Source organism: Bradyrhizobium sp. 14AA (assembly GCF_054185205.1).
The window spans coordinates 25,827-43,228 of the sequence record NZ_JAVAYM010000030.1 but is presented as its reverse complement, the minus strand read 5'-3'; the positions used below and the strand labels follow the sequence as shown (position 1 = coordinate 43,228).

At 62.4% G+C, this 17,402-nt stretch carries 18 protein-coding genes and 2 pseudogenes; 10 read left to right on the top strand and 10 right to left on the bottom strand.

Annotated elements, in window-relative coordinates; genetic code table 11:
- Positions 1-101: 101 nt before the first annotated feature.
- Complete coding sequence (locus tag RAD15_RS37485; RefSeq protein WP_458183744.1) at positions 102-419, top strand: hypothetical protein; 318 nt, start codon at positions 102-104, stop codon at positions 417-419.
- Between the two features lie 799 nt (positions 420-1,218).
- Here the strand turns inward: RAD15_RS37485 and rpmG are convergent.
- Positions 1,219-1,386: a 50S ribosomal protein L33 gene (rpmG, locus tag RAD15_RS37480; RefSeq protein ID WP_007603295.1), complete on the bottom strand. Its 168-nt coding sequence runs from the start codon at positions 1,384-1,386 to the stop codon at positions 1,219-1,221.
- Positions 1,387-1,593: 207 nt separating this feature from the next.
- Positions 1,594-2,919, bottom strand: a complete 1,326-nt coding sequence (locus RAD15_RS37475; protein WP_458183743.1) for an LLM class flavin-dependent oxidoreductase — start codon at positions 2,917-2,919, stop codon at positions 1,594-1,596.
- Positions 2,920-3,160: 241 nt separating this feature from the next.
- Between RAD15_RS37475 and RAD15_RS37470 the strand changes: the two genes are divergently transcribed.
- Positions 3,161-3,703 carry a hypothetical protein gene (locus tag RAD15_RS37470; RefSeq protein WP_458183742.1) on the top strand — a complete coding sequence of 181 codons (543 nt, stop codon included), beginning with the start codon at positions 3,161-3,163 and terminating at the stop codon, positions 3,701-3,703.
- A gap of 9 nt (positions 3,704-3,712) precedes the next feature.
- Here RAD15_RS37470 and RAD15_RS37465 read toward each other — a convergent pair whose 3' ends face one another.
- The 4 genes from RAD15_RS37465 to topA form a co-directional block, all read right to left on the bottom strand.
- Positions 3,713-4,462, bottom strand: coding sequence for an NUDIX hydrolase (locus RAD15_RS37465; protein ID WP_458183741.1), 750 nt, complete (start codon positions 4,460-4,462; stop codon positions 3,713-3,715).
- A gap of 28 nt (positions 4,463-4,490) precedes the next feature.
- Positions 4,491-4,931, bottom strand: a complete 441-nt coding sequence (locus RAD15_RS37460; RefSeq protein WP_458183740.1) for a DUF983 domain-containing protein — start codon at positions 4,929-4,931, stop codon at positions 4,491-4,493.
- Entirely contained in the window at positions 4,925-7,264 is a 2,340-nt protein-coding gene (rnr, locus tag RAD15_RS37455; RefSeq protein WP_458183739.1) for a ribonuclease R, read from the bottom strand. Before rnr ends, RAD15_RS37460 begins: the two co-directional genes overlap by 7 nt.
- A 75-nt stretch (positions 7,265-7,339) precedes the next feature.
- Positions 7,340-10,081, bottom strand: a complete 2,742-nt coding sequence (gene topA, locus RAD15_RS37450) for a type I DNA topoisomerase (RefSeq protein WP_458183738.1) — start codon at positions 10,079-10,081, stop codon at positions 7,340-7,342.
- A gap of 323 nt (positions 10,082-10,404) precedes the next feature.
- On the opposite strand from topA, the gene RAD15_RS37445 reads away from it, so the two are divergent.
- The gene (locus RAD15_RS37445; protein ID WP_458183737.1) at positions 10,405-10,548 is read left to right on the top strand and encodes a hypothetical protein; all 144 of its coding nucleotides are present in this window, start codon (positions 10,405-10,407) and stop codon (positions 10,546-10,548) included.
- Between the two features lie 203 nt (positions 10,549-10,751).
- Here the strand turns inward: RAD15_RS37445 and RAD15_RS37440 are convergent, their stop codons facing one another.
- Complete coding sequence (locus RAD15_RS37440) at positions 10,752-11,222, bottom strand: winged helix-turn-helix transcriptional regulator (protein ID WP_458183736.1); 471 nt, start codon at positions 11,220-11,222, stop codon at positions 10,752-10,754.
- Between the two features lie 121 nt (positions 11,223-11,343).
- On the opposite strand from RAD15_RS37440, the gene RAD15_RS37435 reads away from it, so the two are divergent.
- Positions 11,344-12,117, top strand: coding sequence for an SDR family NAD(P)-dependent oxidoreductase (locus tag RAD15_RS37435; RefSeq protein WP_458183735.1), 774 nt, complete (start codon positions 11,344-11,346; stop codon positions 12,115-12,117).
- Between the two features lie 176 nt (positions 12,118-12,293).
- A complete protein-coding gene (locus RAD15_RS37430; RefSeq protein WP_458183734.1) occupies positions 12,294-12,476 on the top strand; it encodes a hypothetical protein in 183 nt (60 codons plus the stop codon).
- A gap of 72 nt (positions 12,477-12,548) precedes the next feature.
- Here RAD15_RS37430 and RAD15_RS37425 read toward each other — a convergent pair.
- A pseudogene (locus RAD15_RS37425) lies at positions 12,549-13,156 on the bottom strand (FMN-dependent NADH-azoreductase).
- Between the two features lie 149 nt (positions 13,157-13,305).
- Here RAD15_RS37425 and RAD15_RS37420 point away from each other — a divergent pair.
- Together RAD15_RS37420 and RAD15_RS37415 are read left to right on the top strand one after the other, a co-directional pair.
- A complete protein-coding gene (locus RAD15_RS37420; RefSeq protein ID WP_458183733.1) occupies positions 13,306-13,761 on the top strand; it encodes a hypothetical protein in 456 nt (151 codons plus the stop codon).
- Positions 13,762-13,812: 51 nt separating this feature from the next.
- Positions 13,813-14,214 carry a type II toxin-antitoxin system PemK/MazF family toxin gene (locus RAD15_RS37415; RefSeq protein ID WP_458183732.1) on the top strand — a complete coding sequence of 134 codons (402 nt, stop codon included), beginning with the start codon at positions 13,813-13,815 and terminating at the stop codon, positions 14,212-14,214.
- Between the two features lie 189 nt (positions 14,215-14,403).
- On the opposite strand, the gene RAD15_RS37410 is transcribed toward RAD15_RS37415, so the two are convergent.
- On the bottom strand, positions 14,404-15,387 hold the full coding sequence (locus RAD15_RS37410) for an IS1595 family transposase (RefSeq protein ID WP_458183731.1): 984 nt from the start codon (positions 15,385-15,387) through the stop codon (positions 14,404-14,406).
- 99 nt (positions 15,388-15,486) lie between these two features.
- On the opposite strand from RAD15_RS37410, the gene RAD15_RS37405 reads away from it, so the two are divergent.
- Positions 15,487-15,723 (top strand): DUF6471 domain-containing protein, encoded by a 237-nt coding sequence (locus RAD15_RS37405; protein ID WP_458183730.1) that lies wholly within the window; start codon positions 15,487-15,489, stop codon positions 15,721-15,723.
- Between the two features lie 12 nt (positions 15,724-15,735).
- Complete coding sequence (locus RAD15_RS37400; protein WP_458183729.1) at positions 15,736-16,803, top strand: hypothetical protein; 1,068 nt, start codon at positions 15,736-15,738, stop codon at positions 16,801-16,803.
- A 73-nt stretch (positions 16,804-16,876) separates the two neighbouring features.
- On the opposite strand, the pseudogene RAD15_RS37395 reads toward RAD15_RS37400, so the two are convergent.
- Positions 16,877-17,023, bottom strand: a pseudogene (locus RAD15_RS37395) (DNA-processing protein DprA); the annotation flags it as partial.
- A 95-nt stretch (positions 17,024-17,118) separates the two neighbouring features.
- On the opposite strand from RAD15_RS37395, the gene RAD15_RS37390 reads away from it, so the two are divergent.
- Positions 17,119-17,400 carry a DUF6959 family protein gene (locus RAD15_RS37390; RefSeq protein WP_458183728.1) on the top strand — a complete coding sequence of 94 codons (282 nt, stop codon included), beginning with the start codon at positions 17,119-17,121 and terminating at the stop codon, positions 17,398-17,400.
- Positions 17,401-17,402 lie beyond the last annotated feature (2 nt).

Genomic DNA, 17,402 nt, shown 5'->3' with positions numbered 1-17,402 from the left:
GAACTTCGGCGACCTGCGGCAAGCGTGGCCGACATCAATGGCTGACTTCCACCGAACAGAGAGCCTGCGAGAGGTATGGACTAAAGCGCGACGAGATTTGGATGAATCGTCATCGCGCTTTTAGATTGTTGCATGATCTTTCCGGAAAACAGCTTCGCACGTTTCCGGATCATGCCTTAGCGCGGACGTCCTGGCCGCTTGAGTTCTGCGACCTTAAACCTGTTGCCGGCGGCCAGGCTGCTGCAGAACCAGTGGGCTCTGTTTCGATTCTCGCCCAGGAACACCTTCGTCTCGACGCAATTCTCATAGGATGTATGGGTGATGGTGTCTCGGCACGTTGGCGAGAAAGGTCCATAGTCTATATTGCCGCCCGACTCGCTGCATCCAATCCAGGGCTCATTGCCGTGCCTGAAGCTTGATGCGCAGCCCCCGTTGCAGCTGCTGGCAACTTTCTCCAGGCCGGCAATCCTCCCCATCACAGAACCCGGTGCATAGGACGGCGTGCGCGCGGTTGACGTTCGAGCGGTTGACGCAGTCCGACGCGATGATGCCCCGGTGTTTGTTGCCTGGGTCGGCTTTTGCGGCCTTGCCAGCTGCTTCGGCGCATCGACGGAGACGGGGGGAATTGTCGCGGCGGAGCCCGTCGGGACTTGCGATGCGGCCGGGGCGCAGAGCAGGACGGTCGACAGGACGGCGAGGGCTGAAGGCACGACAAGGCTTGATGACAATCTCATGACCATGTCCTTCCAAATCCGGGACGGAAATGCCGTGCCGGTAAGTTCACGCTAACATACATTTGGAGTTGAGCAACCGAGGGTTGAGGGGAGGTCTGCCGATAAACGCCCCATCGACGCCGCCCGGAGAACGTTCGGCGCGTGCTCAGTCATTGCGAGCGCAGCGAAGCAATCCAGAGTGCCTCTGCGGAACGATCCTGGATTGCTTCGCTGCGCTCGCAATGACGGCGTGCTGAAAGAGTAGCGCGTGAACTCAACCTCGTGCCCCGGACGCGGCGCAGCGCTCCCGGCGATGCGAAGCATCGTCCGGTGCGGTGCGCTGCTGGGCCGGGGCCCATGTCTCCGCATCGCGCTCTGTTGCTTGCTGGGTCCCGGCTCAGCGGAGCAGCGTTACACGCTGCACCGCGTCCGGGACACGAGAGCGGAGACAAAATAAAACGGGGCCCGAAAGGGCCCCGTAAAACTCTTCAACGCTTTGCCGATCTTACTTGATCTTGGCTTCGCGGAATTCGACGTGCTTGCGCGCCACGGGATCGTACTTCTTCTTGACCAGCTTGTCGGTCATGGTGCGCGAATTCTTCTTGGCGACGTAGTAGAAGCCGGTGTCGGCCGAGGACACGAGCTTGACCTTGATGGTGACCGCTTTGGCCATGTTCTGAACCTCAGAAATGAAGGGAATCTGGAGCCGGCCAAACGGCCCGCGTTGGCCGGCAACCTAGCCAGAAACCGCCTGATGTCAAGGTTTCGAAGCGTTTTCAAGCGAAGTGGGCACCGGTTCGCGTCAAGAAAACGCGTCAAAAACAACAACCTAGAGCCCCGAACGGGGCTCTAGGGCCGAAAACCACTCAAATCGGCCCGATTACCCCTCGAAGAAGCGGTTTTTCGGCCGCGGCAGGCCCAGATTCTCCCTCAAAGTGGGCCCTTCATACTCTTTCCGGAAAATGCCGCGCCGCTGGAGCTCCGGGACGACCTTGTCGACAAAATCGTCGAGGCCGGCGGGCAGGAACGGGAACATGATGTTGAAGCCGTCGGAGCCGCGCCCGACCAGCCATTCTTCCATCTGGTCGGCGATGGTCTTGGCCGTGCCGACGAAGGACAGGCCACCATAGCCGCCGACGCGCTGGGCGAGCTGGCGCACCGTGAGCTTGTCGCGCTTGGCGAGGTCGACCATGCGCTGCCGGCCGCTCTTGCTGGCATTGGTCTCCGGAATCTCCGGCAATTGTCCATCCGGATCGAAGCCGGAGGCATCGGTGCCGAGAATGACGGAGAGCGAGGCGATCGCGCTGTCGTAATGCACGCGGCTGTCGAGCAGGGCGCGCTTCTCTTTGGCTTCATCGACGCTGTCACCGACCACGACGAAGGCGCCGGGCAGGATCTTCAGATGCTCGGGATCGCGGCCGATCTTTTCCATGCGGCCCTTGATGTCGGCGTAGAGCTTTTGCCCGTCGGCGAGGCTGCCGCCGCCGGTGAACACGGCTTCCGCCGTTTCGGCCGCGAGCTGCTTGCCGTCTTCCGATGCGCCAGCCTGCACGATCAGCGGCCAGCCCTGCACGGGGCGGGCGATGTTGAGGGGGCCGCGCACCTTCAGATATTTGCCGTTGTGGTCGAGCGTGTGCATCTTCGCGGGATCGAAGAACAACCCGCTCTCGACATCGCGCACGAAGGCATCGTCGGCGAAGGAATCCCACAGGCCCGTGACGACGTCGTAGAACTCGCGGGCGCGCTTGTAGCGCTCGGCGTGCTCCATGTGGTCGTCGAGACCGAAATTCAGTGCGGCATCGGGATTCGAGGTGGTGACGATGTTCCAGCCCGCACGCCCGCCGCTGAGATGGTCGAGCGAGGCGAAGCGGCGCGCGACGTGATAGGGCTCGTCGAACGTGGTCGAGCCGGTCGCGATCAGGCCGATGCGCTCGGTGACCGCCGAGAGTGCCGACAGCAGCGTGAACGGCTCGAACGAGGTCACGGTGTGGCTGCGCTTGAGCGCGTTGACCGGCATGTTCAGCACGGCGAGGTGATCGGCCATGAAGAAGGCGTCGAACTTGCCGGCCTCTAGCTTCCTGATCAGCGTCTTGATGTGACCGAAATTGAAATTGGCGTCGGGCCAGGCCCCGGGATAGCGCCAGGCGCCGGTGTGGATGCTGATCGGGCGCATGAACGCGCCAAGCTTGAGTTGCCGTTGTGCCATTGCGCGCCCTGGGTCCGTCTGGGTTGTCGTTGCGGAAAGACATAGGCACGCCGGGGAACTCCGCCATTGGGGGAGGTGGGAAGAATTTTTTGTTTTTCGCGACACACTCAGCACAATCGCGTCATTGCGGGCTCGCGCCCAGGGGGCGCGCCCTGGAATCACGGAGGAGGGAGGAGCCATCGAACCAATCCGCCGTTCGGCCCGACCAAGCCTCAACCTTCGCTTCCGAGGAGACGCTTCAATGGCCGGCGCAATGACCGTGGACGGCGGCATCGTCCGCATCGACCGTCCCATGCCATGGGTCGGCCGGCTGTTGTCGCTGCCGCTGCTGGCGGCGAGCGGCTATCTCTTGTGGAACGTTGCGCTCGGCCTGCGGCAGGATTTTTTCGGCTTCGGAAGGCTCGCCGATGATCTCGTGCCGGTGCTGGTGTTTACGGGGCTCGGATTGCTGGTCGGTATTCCCGGACTCATCCTGCTGACGTTCCGCTATTTCGTCGTGCTCAACGAGACGCTGCGCCAGATCGTCATCACCAGGCAGTTCGGCCTGCTGAATATCCGCTCATCGCGCGATCTCGCCGACTATCACTTCGTCAGCATCACGGAAGACTATGACCCGGAACTGACGGCCTATGACGTCAACCTCTGCGGCAACAAGGGTACCGAGCCGATCACGCTTCAGAGCTTCACCAGGCGCGAGGAGGCGGACAAGTTGGCGAGCGAGATCGGCCGCCTCCTGAAACTGCCGGCGCGCGACTATGTCGGCACCGAGCCTGATGCGGACTGATCCGCAGGGCTAGCTCAAAATATCCTTCTGCATCTTGCCGCCGTAGAAATGGAAGAACGGCACCGGCGCATCGTGGCGGAGCGGGCCGGTGGCAAGGCGCGTGTCGAGCTCGTTGAGCACGTTGCGCGTCATCGGATGCAGATCGGCGAGCGGCTTCGAGCCGAGCTCGACCCAGACCAGCTCGACCAGCTCGGCATCGGCGTGGATCACGCCCTCGACGTGGTGGGTGATCGCGGAGGCATCCGCGGTGAAGAAGCGCGTGTCGAACCGCTTGACGCGGCCGGGCGGGGTGATCGCGCGCGCGATCAGGAACAGGCCGGACGGGTCGGGCAGCAGCCCTGCATCCGCGAACGGCTTCCAGGCGCCTTCGAGTTTTGCTTTCCCTTCGCTCTTGCGACCGAGGCAGAGGCCGGTTTCCTCGCAGGCCTCGCGGATCGCGGCAACGGCGAGCGACTTGGCGCGCGAGGCCGGCGTCTTCGGGCTGCCCTTGGCGAGATTGGCTTCCAGCTCGGCGGTGATGGGGGCCGCACACGGCACGCGATAATCGTCCTTGTCGACGCGGCCGCCGGGGAAGACGAACTTTCCGGGCATGAACACCACCTTGTCATGGCGCTTGCCGACCAGCACTTTTGGCATGCTGCCGCTGCGATCGACCAGGATCAGCGTCGCCGCATCCTTCGGGCGGAAATAGGGATGGTGGTCGGCTTCCTTGCCCTCGTGGATTTTTGCCTTCTCGGCTGTCTGCGACGTATCCGTCATGTCCTCACCCGAACCGCTTCTTGTTTGCTTAGACTGGCGGAATACCATCCGGAGGGTTCTCGTCAAACCCGTGCATGCGCAGAGCCCATTGCAAGCCGACCACAGCTCCCTTGACCGGCTGGAGCAGCGCCAGCGAGGCGACGAAGGTGAAGGGCAGATAGGCTGCGAAGCTGATCCAGACCGGCGTGGTGTAATTGGTCTCGATCCATAAAATGGTGGGCACCACGATGTGGCCGACGATGACGATCACGAGATAGGCGGGCAGATCGTCGGCGCGGTGCGGTGTGAAATCGAGGCCGCATTGGGCGCAATTGTCCGCGGTCTTCAAGAAGGCGCGGAACAGCTTTCCCTCGCCGCAGCGCGGGCAGCGGCCGCGAAAGCCGCGCTTCATCGCGGCAAAGACGTCGCGCTTCTCGACGAGGCCGCTCTCGCGTGTCCAGATCTTCGGGGCCGTGCTCATCGTCACCATGCCTTGCCCTTTTTGCCTTTGCCCTTGTTCTTCTTCCCCTTGCCGGACTTTGGCTTTGACGGCTTGCGTTTTTTATCCGGGCTGCGTCCGGGATGGGCCTTGAATGAGGGGCGGCGTTGTGGACCGGGTCGACGGCGGTCGCGCGGCGCGGTCTCGCTGGAGGACGACAGCAGCTCGAAGCGCAGCGCGCCGGCGATGGGGGCTGCTTCGATCAGGCGGACGTCGACGACGTCGCCGAGTTGATACATGGTGCGGCTGCGCGTGCCGACCAGGGCATGGCGGCTCTCGTCATAGTTGAAATATTCCGTGCCGAGGGATCGGATCGGGATCAATCCGTCCGCGCCGGTCTCGCTCAGCTTGACGAACAGGCCGGCGCGCGTGACGCCGGAGACGCGGCCCTGGAAGCTGGCGCCGATGCGATCAGCCAGGTGATGAGCAATGAGCCGGTCGACAGTCTCGCGCTCAGCCTTCATCGCGCGCCGCTCGGTCACAGAGATGTGGGCCGCGACCTCGCCGAGGCTTTCCGGCGTCTCGCTGTCGGGCAGGGCGCCTTCGCCGAGCCCGAGCGCGCGGACCAGCGCACGGTGCACGACGAGGTCGGCATAGCGGCGGATCGGCGAGGTGAAATGCGCGTAGCGGCGCAGATTCAGGCCGAAATGACCGTAATTCTCGGAGGAGTATTCGGCCTGCGCCTGGGCGCGCAGCACGACCTCGCTCACCAGCGGGTAATAGTCGTGGCCTTCGAGTTGGGCCAGCACGCGGTTGAACAGCGTCGGGCGCAGCGCACCTGATTTCGTGAAGGGAACGTCGAGCGTTTCCAGGAACTCCGAAAGCGCGTGGACCTTCTCCAGCGTCGGCTCGTCATGCACGCGGTAGATCAGCGGGAGCGACTTCTTCTCCAGCATCTCGGCGGCTGCGACGTTGGCGAGGATCATGAACTCCTCGATCAGCTTGTGCGCATCGAGACGCTCCGGCACCACGACGCGATCGACCGTGCCGTCGCTCTTCAGGAGGATCTTGCGCTCGGGCAGATCGAGATTGAGCGGATCGCGCTCGTCGCGCGCGCGCTTGGCGCAGGCATAGGCGGCGTAGAGCGGCCTCAATATCGGATCGAGCAGGGGGCCGGTGGCGTCGTCGGGCCGCCCGTCGATCGCGGCTTGCGCCTGCGCGTAGCTCAGCTTCGCGGCCGAGCGCATCAGGATGCGGTGGAAGCTATGCGAGCGCTTGCGGCCGTCGGGGCCGAGCACCATGCGCACCGCGAGCGCGCCGCGCGGCTCGCCCGGCACCAGCGAGCAGAGATTGTTGGAGATGCGCTCGGGCAGCATCGGCACGACGCGGTCGGGGAAATAGACCGAGTTGCCGCGGTCGAGCGCGTCGCGGTCGAGCGCGGTGCCCGGCCGGACATAGAAGCTGACATCGGCAATCGCGACGTTGACGATGAAGCCGCCTCTGTTGTTCGGATCGTCATCGGGCTGCGCATGCACCGCGTCGTCGTGATCCTTGGCGTCCGGCGGATCGATGGTGACAAGCGGCACGTCGCGCCAGTCCTCGCGTCCTCTGAGGTTGGCGGGCTCTGCGGCTTCCGCATCGCGCATCGCGCCGGAGGAGAATTGCAGCGGGATGTCGTGCGCGTAGATCGCGATCAGGCTGATCGCCTTCTCCGACTTGACCGAGCCGAGCTTCTCCTTGACCCGGCCGGAGGCGAGGCCAAAGCTGCGGGTGCGGACGATGTCGACGCTGACGAGGTCGCCGTCCTGGGCGCCGTGCGTATCGGCGGCGGCGATGTTCAGCTCGCGATCGGCAGCTTTCTTGTCGACGGGGACGAGCCGTCCGCCGCCTTCGGGCAGGCCGCGGAACACGCCAAGGATGCGGCTCTTGGTCTTGTCGAAGACCTTGATGATATGGCCGCGATAGGCAGGTCCCTCGGTCTCGTTGCTCGGCTCGACGCGCAGCAGCACGCGGTCGCGAACGCCGGCGACTGTGCCGGGCTTCGGCCGGCGCGGCATCTGGATGCGGATCTTTGGCGGCTCGCCGCTTTCGACCTCGTCCCATTCGGTGGGGGAGGCGATCAATTCGCCGTCGGAGTCGCGCCCGGTGATGTCGGCGACCAGTGTCGGCGGCAGTGCGTCCGGCTCGGACACCTTGTGGCGCTTTTTCTTGATGGTCCCGTCGTCGGCGAGCTCGCGCAGCATGCGCTTGAGCTCGACGCGATCGGCGTTCTTCAGGCCGAACTCGCGCGCAATTTCGCGGGTGCCGACGTTCTCCTGATTTGCCTTGATGAAGGCGACGATGGCTTGCCGGTCGGGAAAGCCATGGTCATTCTTGCGTTTCACTTAACCTCTAATTCTTGATCTAAGTCTTGCCACCCAAGTCTTGCCACCTAAGTCTTGCCACCTAAGTCTTGCCACCTAAGTCTTGCCGGCACTCTTCTTGGCCGGGGCCTTGGGGGCGGCTGCCTTGGTCGGCGACGTTTTTGCCGTCGACGACACGGCTGCGCGCGCCTTGCTGGTGGATTCAGTTTTCGATTTGGCCGCCTTCTTCGCGGCCGGTTTCTTCTTCGGCGCGGCGTCATCGCCGTCCGCGGCCTTCGCTGCAGTCTTCTTGGCCTTGGCCGGCTTCGCAGCCTTCTTCGGCTTCTTGCCGCCGCCCTTGGCCGCGCGCTCGTCGATCAGCGCGATCGCCTGGGCAATAGTGACCGTGTCCTTTTCGAACTCGGCAGGGATCGTCGCATTGACGCCGCCTGCTGTGACATAGGCGCCGTAACGGCCGCTCTTCACAGTGACGGTGCCGAGTGTCGGATGATCGCCGATCGCCTTGCCGGGATCCGCGCCGAAGCGGCGGCTCGGGCCCTTGGCGACCTTTTCCGCGATCAGTGTCACCGCGCGGTTGAGGCCGATGTCGAACACCTCGTCGCCGGCCTCCAGGCTGGCGTAGGTCTTCTCGTGCTTCACGAACGGCCCGAAGCGGCCGAGACCTGCGGTGATCGGCTGACCGGTTTCCGGATGCTTGCCGATCTCGCGCGGCAGCGAGAGCAGTTTCAGCGCAAGCTCGAGCTCGACATCGCCGGGCGAGGTGCCCTTCGGGATGCCTGCGCGCTTCGGCTTCTCGCCTTCGGCGTAGTCTTTCTGCTCGCCGAGCTGGATGTAGGGTCCGAACCGGCCGGCCTTGACCCAGACATCGCGACCCGTATCAGGATCCTGGCCGAGCGAACGGTCGGCCGTGGCCTCACCGTCGGCGGCGAGCTGGCGGGTGTAGCGGCATTCCGGATAGTTCGAGCAGCCGACGAAGGCGCCGAACTTACCGGCCTTGAGATTCAGCCGGCCGTTGCCGCAGCTCGGGCACTGCCTGATATCGCCGCCATCGGCGCGGGGCGGATAGATGTGCTGGCCCAGCATGTCGTCGAGCACGTCGAGCACTTGGGCTACGCGCAGATCCTTGATCTCGTCGACGGCGCCGATGAAGCCGGTCCAGAAATCCTTCAGCACCTGCTGCCAGGAAATCTCGTTGTTGGAGATGCGGTCGAGCTGCTCTTCGAGGCCCGCGGTGAAATCGTATTCGACGTAGCGGGCAAAGAAGCTTTCGAGGAACGCGACCACGACGCGGCCCTTGTCCTCGCCATGCAGGCGCTTCTTCTCGAGCTTGACGTAGCCGCGGTCCTTCAGGACCTGAAGGATCGAGGCATAGGTCGAGGGCCGGCCGATGCCGAGCTCTTCCATGCGCTTGACCAGCGACGCCTCGGAGAAGCGCGGCGGCGGCTCGGTGAAGTGCTGGGTGACGGCGAGCGACTGGCGTTTCAGTGCGTCGTTCGGGCTCATCGCGGGCAGGCGGCGGGAGTCCTCGTCCTCCTCGTCGTCGCGGCCTTCCTGATAGAGTGCGAGGAAGCCGTCGAACTTGACGACCTGGCCGGTGGCGCGCAGCTCCAGCGCACGGCCGCCGGCCTTCGCCGTGATGTCGACGGTGGTGCGCTCCAGCTCGGCCGATTCCATCTGGCTCGCAATGGTGCGCTTCCAGATCAGCTCGTAGAGCCGGGCCTGATCGGCATCGAGCTTGCGGCTCATGCTGTCGGGGCGGCGGGACATGTCGGTCGGGCGGATCGCTTCGTGCGCTTCCTGGGCGTTCTTGGCCTTGGCCTGGTACTGGCGCGGGGCGTCCGGCACGTAGGCGTTGCCGTAGTCCTCGCCGATCACTTTGCGCGCCTGGGTGATCGCCTCGGGGGCGATCTGCACGCCGTCGGTACGCATATAAGTAATGAGTCCGGTGGTCTCGCCGCCGATGTCGATGCCTTCATAGAGGCGCTGGGCGATGCGCATGGTGTGCGCCGGTGCAAAGCCGTATTTGCGGCTGGCTTCCTGTTGCAGCGTCGAGGTGGTGAAGGGCGCCTGCGGATTGCGCCGGGCCGGCTTCGCATCGACGGAGGTGACGGCGTAGGCGGCTGTTTCGAGCGCCTTCTTGAACTCCTCGGCTTCCGCGCCGGTGCCGATGTCGAGGCGCTGGATCTTCTTGCCGTCGGCGCCGACGAGGCGGGCTTCGAAGGCATCGCCGCGCGGCGTCAGCAGGGTCGCGATCAGCGACCAGTATTCGCGCGCGACGAACTTTTCGATCTCGAGCTCGCGGTCGCAGACGAGGCGCAGTGCCACCGACTGCACGCGGCCGGCCGAGCGGGCGCCCGGCAGCTTGCGCCACAGCACAGGGGAGAGCGTGAAGCCGACCAGATAGTCCAGCGCACGGCGCGCCATGTAGGCGTCGACCAGCGCGCCGTCGATCTCGCGCGGATGCTTCATCGCGTCCGTGACGGCCTGCTTGGTGATGGCGTTGAACACCACGCGCTCGATCTTCTGGTCCTTGAGCGCGCGCTTCTCTTTCATCACCTCCAGCACGTGCCAGGAGATGGCCTCGCCCTCGCGATCAGGGTCGGTCGCCAGAATCAGGCGGTCGGCATTCTTCAGGGACTTGGCGATATCGTTGAGCCTGGAGGCCGCCTTGGGGTCGACCTCCCAGATCATCTTGAAATTTGCGTCGGGATCGACGGAGCCATTCTTCGCCGGCAGGTCGCGGACATGGCCGAACGAGGCCAGAACCTCATAGGACGAGCCCAAATATTTGTTGATCGTCTTGGCTTTCGCCGGCGACTCCACAATGACGATATTCATGTAGTTCCAGTAACTTACGGGAAAATCTCGGGCCGAAAACGAAAGGACTCGGGTCGGCCGTTTCGATCCGAACATGGGTGGTGAGGCCCTCGCTGTCAAATCGAGGGGTGTTGAAAGCCTCCCAAATGGGAAAAGTTTCATATCGAGAAAGTTGCAAATTACCACCTTGGAGTTGCGATCCCTATCGGCGTAATGTTTCTGCGGGGCATGGATTCGGGGTGGGTTGGGTGACAAGGCCGGGAAAGAAACGGGCGCGCGCAGCATCAGGCGTGCCGGGAGGCTCGCGCGGCGAGGAACCCGGGGAGGGCGGGGCGGATGAGGCCGTGGCCTTCATCGCCGAGCAGGTGGCTGCCTTGCGCAAGCTCGCCGAGCGCCACAAGCTCGACGTGCTGCATTATCTGTTGGGAATGACCAAGCTGGAGGCCGACGAGCATCTGCGGTTGCGGAGCAAGCGCAAGCTGTCGTAGCGGTGTCGCCCCACAACAGCTGTCATTCCCCGCGACCCGGCTACGCCAAGGCTTCGCCGGGGTTGAGGTCTCGGAGCGCCGAAGCTTTGGCGAAGGCGGCAGGCGGGGAATCCAGTACGCCGCGGCTTATCGGGGTGGAATACTGGATCGCCCGCCTTCGCGGGCGATGACAGCGAGAGCGCGGCGACAGCTTGCCGTATCGCCTATCCCGCCGCCCTTCGCCGCGGCGCCGGCCGCGGCTTCAGCGTGGTGTCCGCCTGGCTGAGCAGGCGCCCATCTTCCGCGCGCATTTCCAGCTTCTTCACCGGACGGCCTTTCTCGCGATCCACCAGGATGGTCGCGATCTGCTCGGGATGATCGTCGAATTCCTCGCTCCATTGGCGCAGCGCCACCAGGATCGGGTAGGTGCCGCGGCCCTTCGGCGTCAGTACATACTCCTGATAGGCGCTGCCGTCGGAGGCGGGGGCGGTCGCGAGAATGCCATGGTCGACCAGCGCGCGCAGCCGCACAGATAAGATGTTCTTGGCCATGCCGAGCTTGCTCTGAAACTCGCCGAAGCGGCGCAGTCCGAACAGCGCCTCGCGGATGATCAGCAGGGACCACCAGTCGCCGATCGCTTCCAGTGAGCGCGCAATCGGGCAGGAATCGCCCTCGAAGCTCGTTCGTTTCACCATCGCCCGGGTCCTGTCGCGTTCGCACGACTCCAGTGCCGATCACGCGCTTGTGTGGTTGCATCATAAAACCATATGCCCTAGATGGCAACATAGTTTTATGATGCAACCACTGGAGGCGAACGTGAGACTGAAGAACAAGACGGCCCTGATCACCGGCGGCAACGGCGGCATTGGACTGGCGACCGCAAAGCTGTTCGTGGCCGAAGGCGCGAAGGTCGTGATCACCGGGCGCAACAAGGAGACGCTGGAAGCGGCCGCGAAAGAGCTCGGGCCGAACGCGCTCGCGGTTGTCGCCGATGCCACCGACATCGCCGCCACCGAGGCCGCGATCGCGAAGGGCGCCGAAAAATTCGGCAAGTTCGACATCGTGTTTGCCAATGCCGGAATCGCCGGCGGCACGCCGCTGGGCTCGGCCACGCTCGAGGTCTTCGAGAAGGTTATCAGCACCAATCTGACCGGCGTGTTCTTCACCGTTCAATCCGCGCTGCCTCATCTCAATGACAACGGCTCGATCATCCTCAATGGCTCGGTGATCTCGGTGCTCGGCATTCCCGGCTACTCGGCCTACGGCGCCGCGAAGGCCGGCGTGCGTGCGATGGCGCGCATCATGGCGTCAGAACTGTCGCCGCGCGGCATTCGCGTCAACGTCGTTGCGCCCGGTGCGATCCGGACGCCGATCTGGGGACCTGCGACGGCGACACCGGAAGCGGAGAAGGCGTTCGAGAAGCGGATCTCGCTGTCGACGCCGCTGGGGCGCATTGGCGAAACGGATCACGTTGCGAAGACGGTGCTGTTCCTCGCCTCCGATGATTCCGCGCATGTGCAGGGCCAGGAGATCTTCGTAGACGGCGGCGCGGTTGCTTCGCCAAGCGGCGCGCCGATCTATCGCGGCTGATCAAATGAAGTGAAAATTGAATCGGTCGGCACGATCATGGCGGTTGTGCCGGCCGGTTCCTGCATCTCGGTGAATGTATTTCGCTGAACCTTGCGTGAGGCATTGAACCTTCGCAACTGCTGCACAGACATTTTTACGGGCAGGGGTCAGAAGACTCATTTTCAAGGGAGCCCGGTATGCCAAAAGCAGCCCGCATTTTTTCGTCGATTTCAGCACCGCGTATTTACACCGAAAACTCCGCCATTCCGGCCAAGCGCGCCGGAACCTCCGAACTCGTCGCCGTCGCGTTGTTCTCCGGCATCGGCCTGTTCGTCTCGCTCGTTGCCGTGATCCTGGGAATGCAGGGCGTCTGGTTTTAGCTTCGCAGATCGCCCGCACAGGCATCAGCCGCCGCGGCTATTCGCGCGACGGCTGATGATGTGCGCATGGCCTCAGGCTGCGCGCAGGCTGGTGGCGGCCTGGAGGGCGCCTGCCAGCGCCTTCTCACGATGCTCCGGGCCGACCTGGATGCCGTCGGCGATGATGAATTCCGGGTTGTGGATGCCCATGAAGCCGAACACGCCGCGCAGGTAGCTTTCGAGGTGCTCCAGCGCCGCCGCCGGCGAGCCCGCGCCGTAATAGCCGCCGCGCGAGATCGCCACGATCAGGCGCTTGCCGCTGGCGAGCCCCTCGGGTCCGGCCGCGCCGTATTTGAAAGTCTTCCCCGCCACCAGGACACGGTCGATCCAGGCCTTCAGCTGGCTGGGAATCGTGAAGTTGTACATGGGCGCGCCGATCACGACGATGTCGGCGGTCAGGAACTCGTCCAGCGCGGCCGCGCTCGCGGCAAGGTCGGGGCCGAGTTCCGCCGGTGCGGGCGCGCCCTGTGCGGCCGCCAGGTGCGAGCCCGAGAGATGGGCGAGAGGGGTCTGGGTCAGGTCGCGATAGACGACCTGAAGCGAGGGCGTGGCCTGCCGGAGCCGGTCGACGATGGCGGCGGAAACCTGCCTGGGACGGAGTGGGGGCCGAGGACGCTGGAGTCGATATGGAGGAGTTTCATTTGGGTCACCCATGGTATAGATTTGTAACCAGGACTACATGTGTGACTGTCGAAAACCCCGCAAGAACGCACTTTTTTGCGGTATTATGGCGCAAACGCCACAAGCAATTTGAAGTGTCGCTGCCATCTCCACCGCAAAGGAGATCACCATGGCGCGACATCGCCCGACGAATAACCCGTACACTCGCCCCGCCATCTTCACGCTAGAGCGGCTTCATGCCGAGCTAGGCGGACAGCTCTTGGAGAACCGGCAGAGGTACGATGAGCTGAGCCACCAGATGCGTCACGTCGAGGCCGTCATCAAGATGCTAGACCCCAGCTACAACCTGGCTGGGATCACGGTGAAGCGGCGGCAGCCGAACAAGTGGTTCAAGCGCGGGACGCTCTATAGGAAGGCAGTGGACGTGCTCAGGACGGCGCCGGAGCCCATGACAGCGCAGGAGCTAGCCGCCGCCATCCTCGCCGCCCATGGCGTGCAGGATGCCTCTAAAGAGGATGTGCAGAGCGTGGCGCTGGGCATACAGCACAGCCTTGCCAACCACGACGGCAAGGGGGTGGAGCGGGTTGGCGATGCTAGGCCGTACAAATGGCGGCTTGCCGTTTAACCATCTGACCACAATAGTTGTGGGAATAGAATCGTTCCCGCGAGTATTGAAGTGACTGTTATTGCTCATCCGGTGCCCGGAACCATTGTGCGGGTTGACCTCAACGAGGGATTTCGAGAGCCCGAGATGAGGAAGCGCCGTCCCTGCATTGTGCTATCTCCGCCCCTAGCGGGACGGGACTTCATGTGCACCATCGTTCCATTGAGCACTACGGCGCCAAGGCGCCCACGTGACTACCATCTAAAGCTGACCCTAGACCCGCCACTTCCTGAGCCATTTGAAAATCCAGAAATGTGGGTGAAAGGAGATATTGTCCTCACGGTAGCCTTTCACCGCCTTAGGTTGCTTTTCTCTGGATGGAACTCAGGGCAGAGGGTCTACGACGTGCGCATCTTGGACGATGGAACCCTTGAAAAGGTGAGAGATTGCGTCCGGAACGGCCTTGGGCTGTAAGCGTTGAGGGGTTGTAAACCCTTTGTTGACAGACTCCGCACGAGTACCCATATTCCACAGGTCGCCGGACTTGCCAGTCCGGCAGTTAAGTCCAAGGGTCTAATCAACTCTTGGCAGCTATCTTGGGGTGATCGCAAACCTCTGGTAGCTTCAATTTAAGGGCCCTGCCGAAAGGCGGGGCCCTTTGCTTTAGTCCTCAATGTGCCTCTGCCAATAGCCGGTAAAGTCCACGCTTTTGCCGCGACCCAATGCCAGCTTGGCAACCCGCTGCGTCTGATCCCCGTTCGAGACGCGGCGGTTATCTTCACGCCATGAAGACTCCTGCGCATAGCGGAGCAGGTACGGTCCGGCGATATGGTGGTGAATGCCGATCTCGCCCCGGCGGAGACGGCTGAAATATTCCTCTGCCATGTTGGTGCAGGCGCCATCGAGGCTGTACGCCTCCTGATGGTTGATGCGCTTTACCTCATACCGTTCGTGGAGGTGATCCCAAGCCGCGGACTCGTCGGCATTGATGACCGTGCCCTTTGCGATGCGAGCGCGGATGAACGCGGCGGCTTGGCTCTCGCTGTTGAACACGGCCGGAACGGAATTGCCTCCTCGCTCACGTACAATCACAACCACGCGGCGCTTTCCATTCTGGTTCTGAGCGAAGCGGCGGTCCTTACGATCTTCCTTGAGGTTGGCGGGCTTGACGTAGCCGCCGAAATAGCCGCCATCCACCTCAGCCTCTTTGCCTTCCCCACCAACAACGCGGCCCTTGAGTTCATCGGCCATGGCCTCCCGCAGTTTGTGCAGCAGCACAAAGGCGCACTTGTAGGAGACGCACAGATCACGCGAGAGAGCCAGCGCGCTCTTGCCCTTCACTTCGTTGCAGAAGATCGCAATGGCTGCCAGATAGCAGCGCAGAGTCAGCTTGTGGCTGGCGAACAGCGTCCCGCTGGTAAGGGTGAAGTCCTTTTTGCAGGCGCGGCAGCGGAACCGGGGTGCACCTTTCAAGCGGCGGCAATCGTAAGCATCAACGCCGCCGCAATGGCTGCAAACCGGCTCGCCATTGGTTTCAGCCCAACGGATGCGGCGGAAGGTCATTTCCGCCTCAGCATCCTTCATCTGAAATACCTGGGCCAGTGAAAGCGTCTTCGCTGCCCGGGAAAGAAGGAAATGCTGTGCCATAACCCAACCCTCTCATTTATGAGAGATATCATATGTGATATGTTTTGGCCTTGTCAACGGCAATCTATCAGATATGATATCCTACAAAATGGAGGTGCCATGAACATCAAATCCGAAGAGGAATGGGCCGAACGCGCCGCAGCATTCCTAAAGCACAAGCTGAAAGATACCGAAGTTACCTATGCCGAGCTGGCAAAACGGCTCAAAAAGCATGGGCTGAAAGAAACCGAGGCGTCGATTGCCAATAAGCTGGCGCGGGGCACTTTCCCTGCCACGTTCTTTCTTGCGTGTATTGCAGCCTTAGAACTCGACGGAGTAGCATTGGAGGAAATCTAGCGGCGGGGGCCGATGCAGCGATTCAGCGCGCTATCATTCGCGATTATTATCTCGCTTCTGATCATGGTTGCGGGCCTGTTACATGCTCTAAAACAGCATCCGCCCTATGCTCCACAGATCAATGCCGAGCAGCAAGCCCACAGTGCTCTCAAAAGCGAGGAGCACGCCAAGGCTAGTGAACCAAATGCCCCCAAGGCGAATGAGCAGCACGGCGGGAAACATGCAGAGAATAGCGAGGAGGACGGAACCGAGTTCTGGCCTCCGTTCCTTGGCCTCAAACTGAAGATTACCGACTCTCTCCTCGCTCTGTTTACCGGCGGCCTTCTCGTTTTCACCGGTCTGCTCTGGCGATCTACCGATAAGCTCTGGGCTGCGGGCGAGCGCCAATTGAGGCTTCTCAGAAAAACCTCCATCACTCAATCCCGCGACATGCAGGATTCTATCGCTGTCGCACGAGAATCGGCTCGAGCCGCTATGAAGGCCGCCGAGACCGCTGAAAGAGCCCTGTTCCTCGAACAGCGCCCGTGGCTTAACTGGAAGTTTCCGGGTGCTCTCAAGGCCTATAAGTCCGGTCGACACATCCGCGTGGATTTGGAGGCTATATTTGAGAACACTGGGAAGACACCAGCCGCCAATGTCCTCATGAAGGCGCGGCTCTTCAATGTAAGCAATAGGGAGCCGGTCATTAACGCGGGGTGGGTGCATCAAGCTGAGATGGCGCAAGAATACAAAAACGCTCTCTTTACGGTTACGACCATAATGCCCGGAAAGGACCACGGTCTGGCAGCATCCCCCGTAATAGAAATAGCCCAATTCTTGGGAGACGAAGGAGATAAGACCAAGCCATTCGAGTTGTATTTGGCTTTCCATGTTGGCTATCGAATGTTCGACGGGAGCATAATCGGAGGGGCGACCAGCATCTACAGACTGAGCGCGGTTGTCCCGAACGTGGTGGTCACCCAAGACCGAAACAGCGAGAATAAGGCGGTGCAGGTTGAATTCACGATTGACCTGTTTGAGCGCAACAAGGTGCTCCCGCTCATTCTGATCGAAATGCCGGTCTCCCGTAAGGTGACATAAGACAGCAAAGAGCGCCGCCCAAATCGCTAACCCGCGCATCGTCCATTCCTCTCAAATGGACGGTATTCGACGCTGAGCCAGCTTGTGGCGTTTGCGCCATAATACCGCGCGGCCCCACATTGTCGGAGCGGATCAGCCGCAGACGGTCGATCCTGTCGGTCTCGGTCAGCTCTGTGCTCGGATTGATGGCGTCCACGGCGTCTCCTTGTGGGCGCAGCATGGAACAACCTGAGGGCGTAGGGAAGGGGTGGACCCGGCTGCGACACCCTAATAAATGGATGGTGACTAGGCAGATTGGTTTCTGAGGTATTGGGAATGCGCGTCGCACAGGTCGAGATTTTCGCGGACACCGCGAACGCGGCGGTGATGCGTCATCCGGGACGGCATTTCCCCGGCCTGCTGATTCAGGGCGATACTCTCCACTCACTCTGTTGCATGGCAGACGACGCCTGTTCGGGCCTCGACCGTTCGTCACAAGCGTACGAGAATGCCAACGAGCTCAGAAACCGGCTTTGGTCGTACCTCAATCACTACAAAGCCGTCCTGGATGAGCACGGCTTGCCTTTGCCGTTCAGCGACCGAGGCACGTTTACATAAGG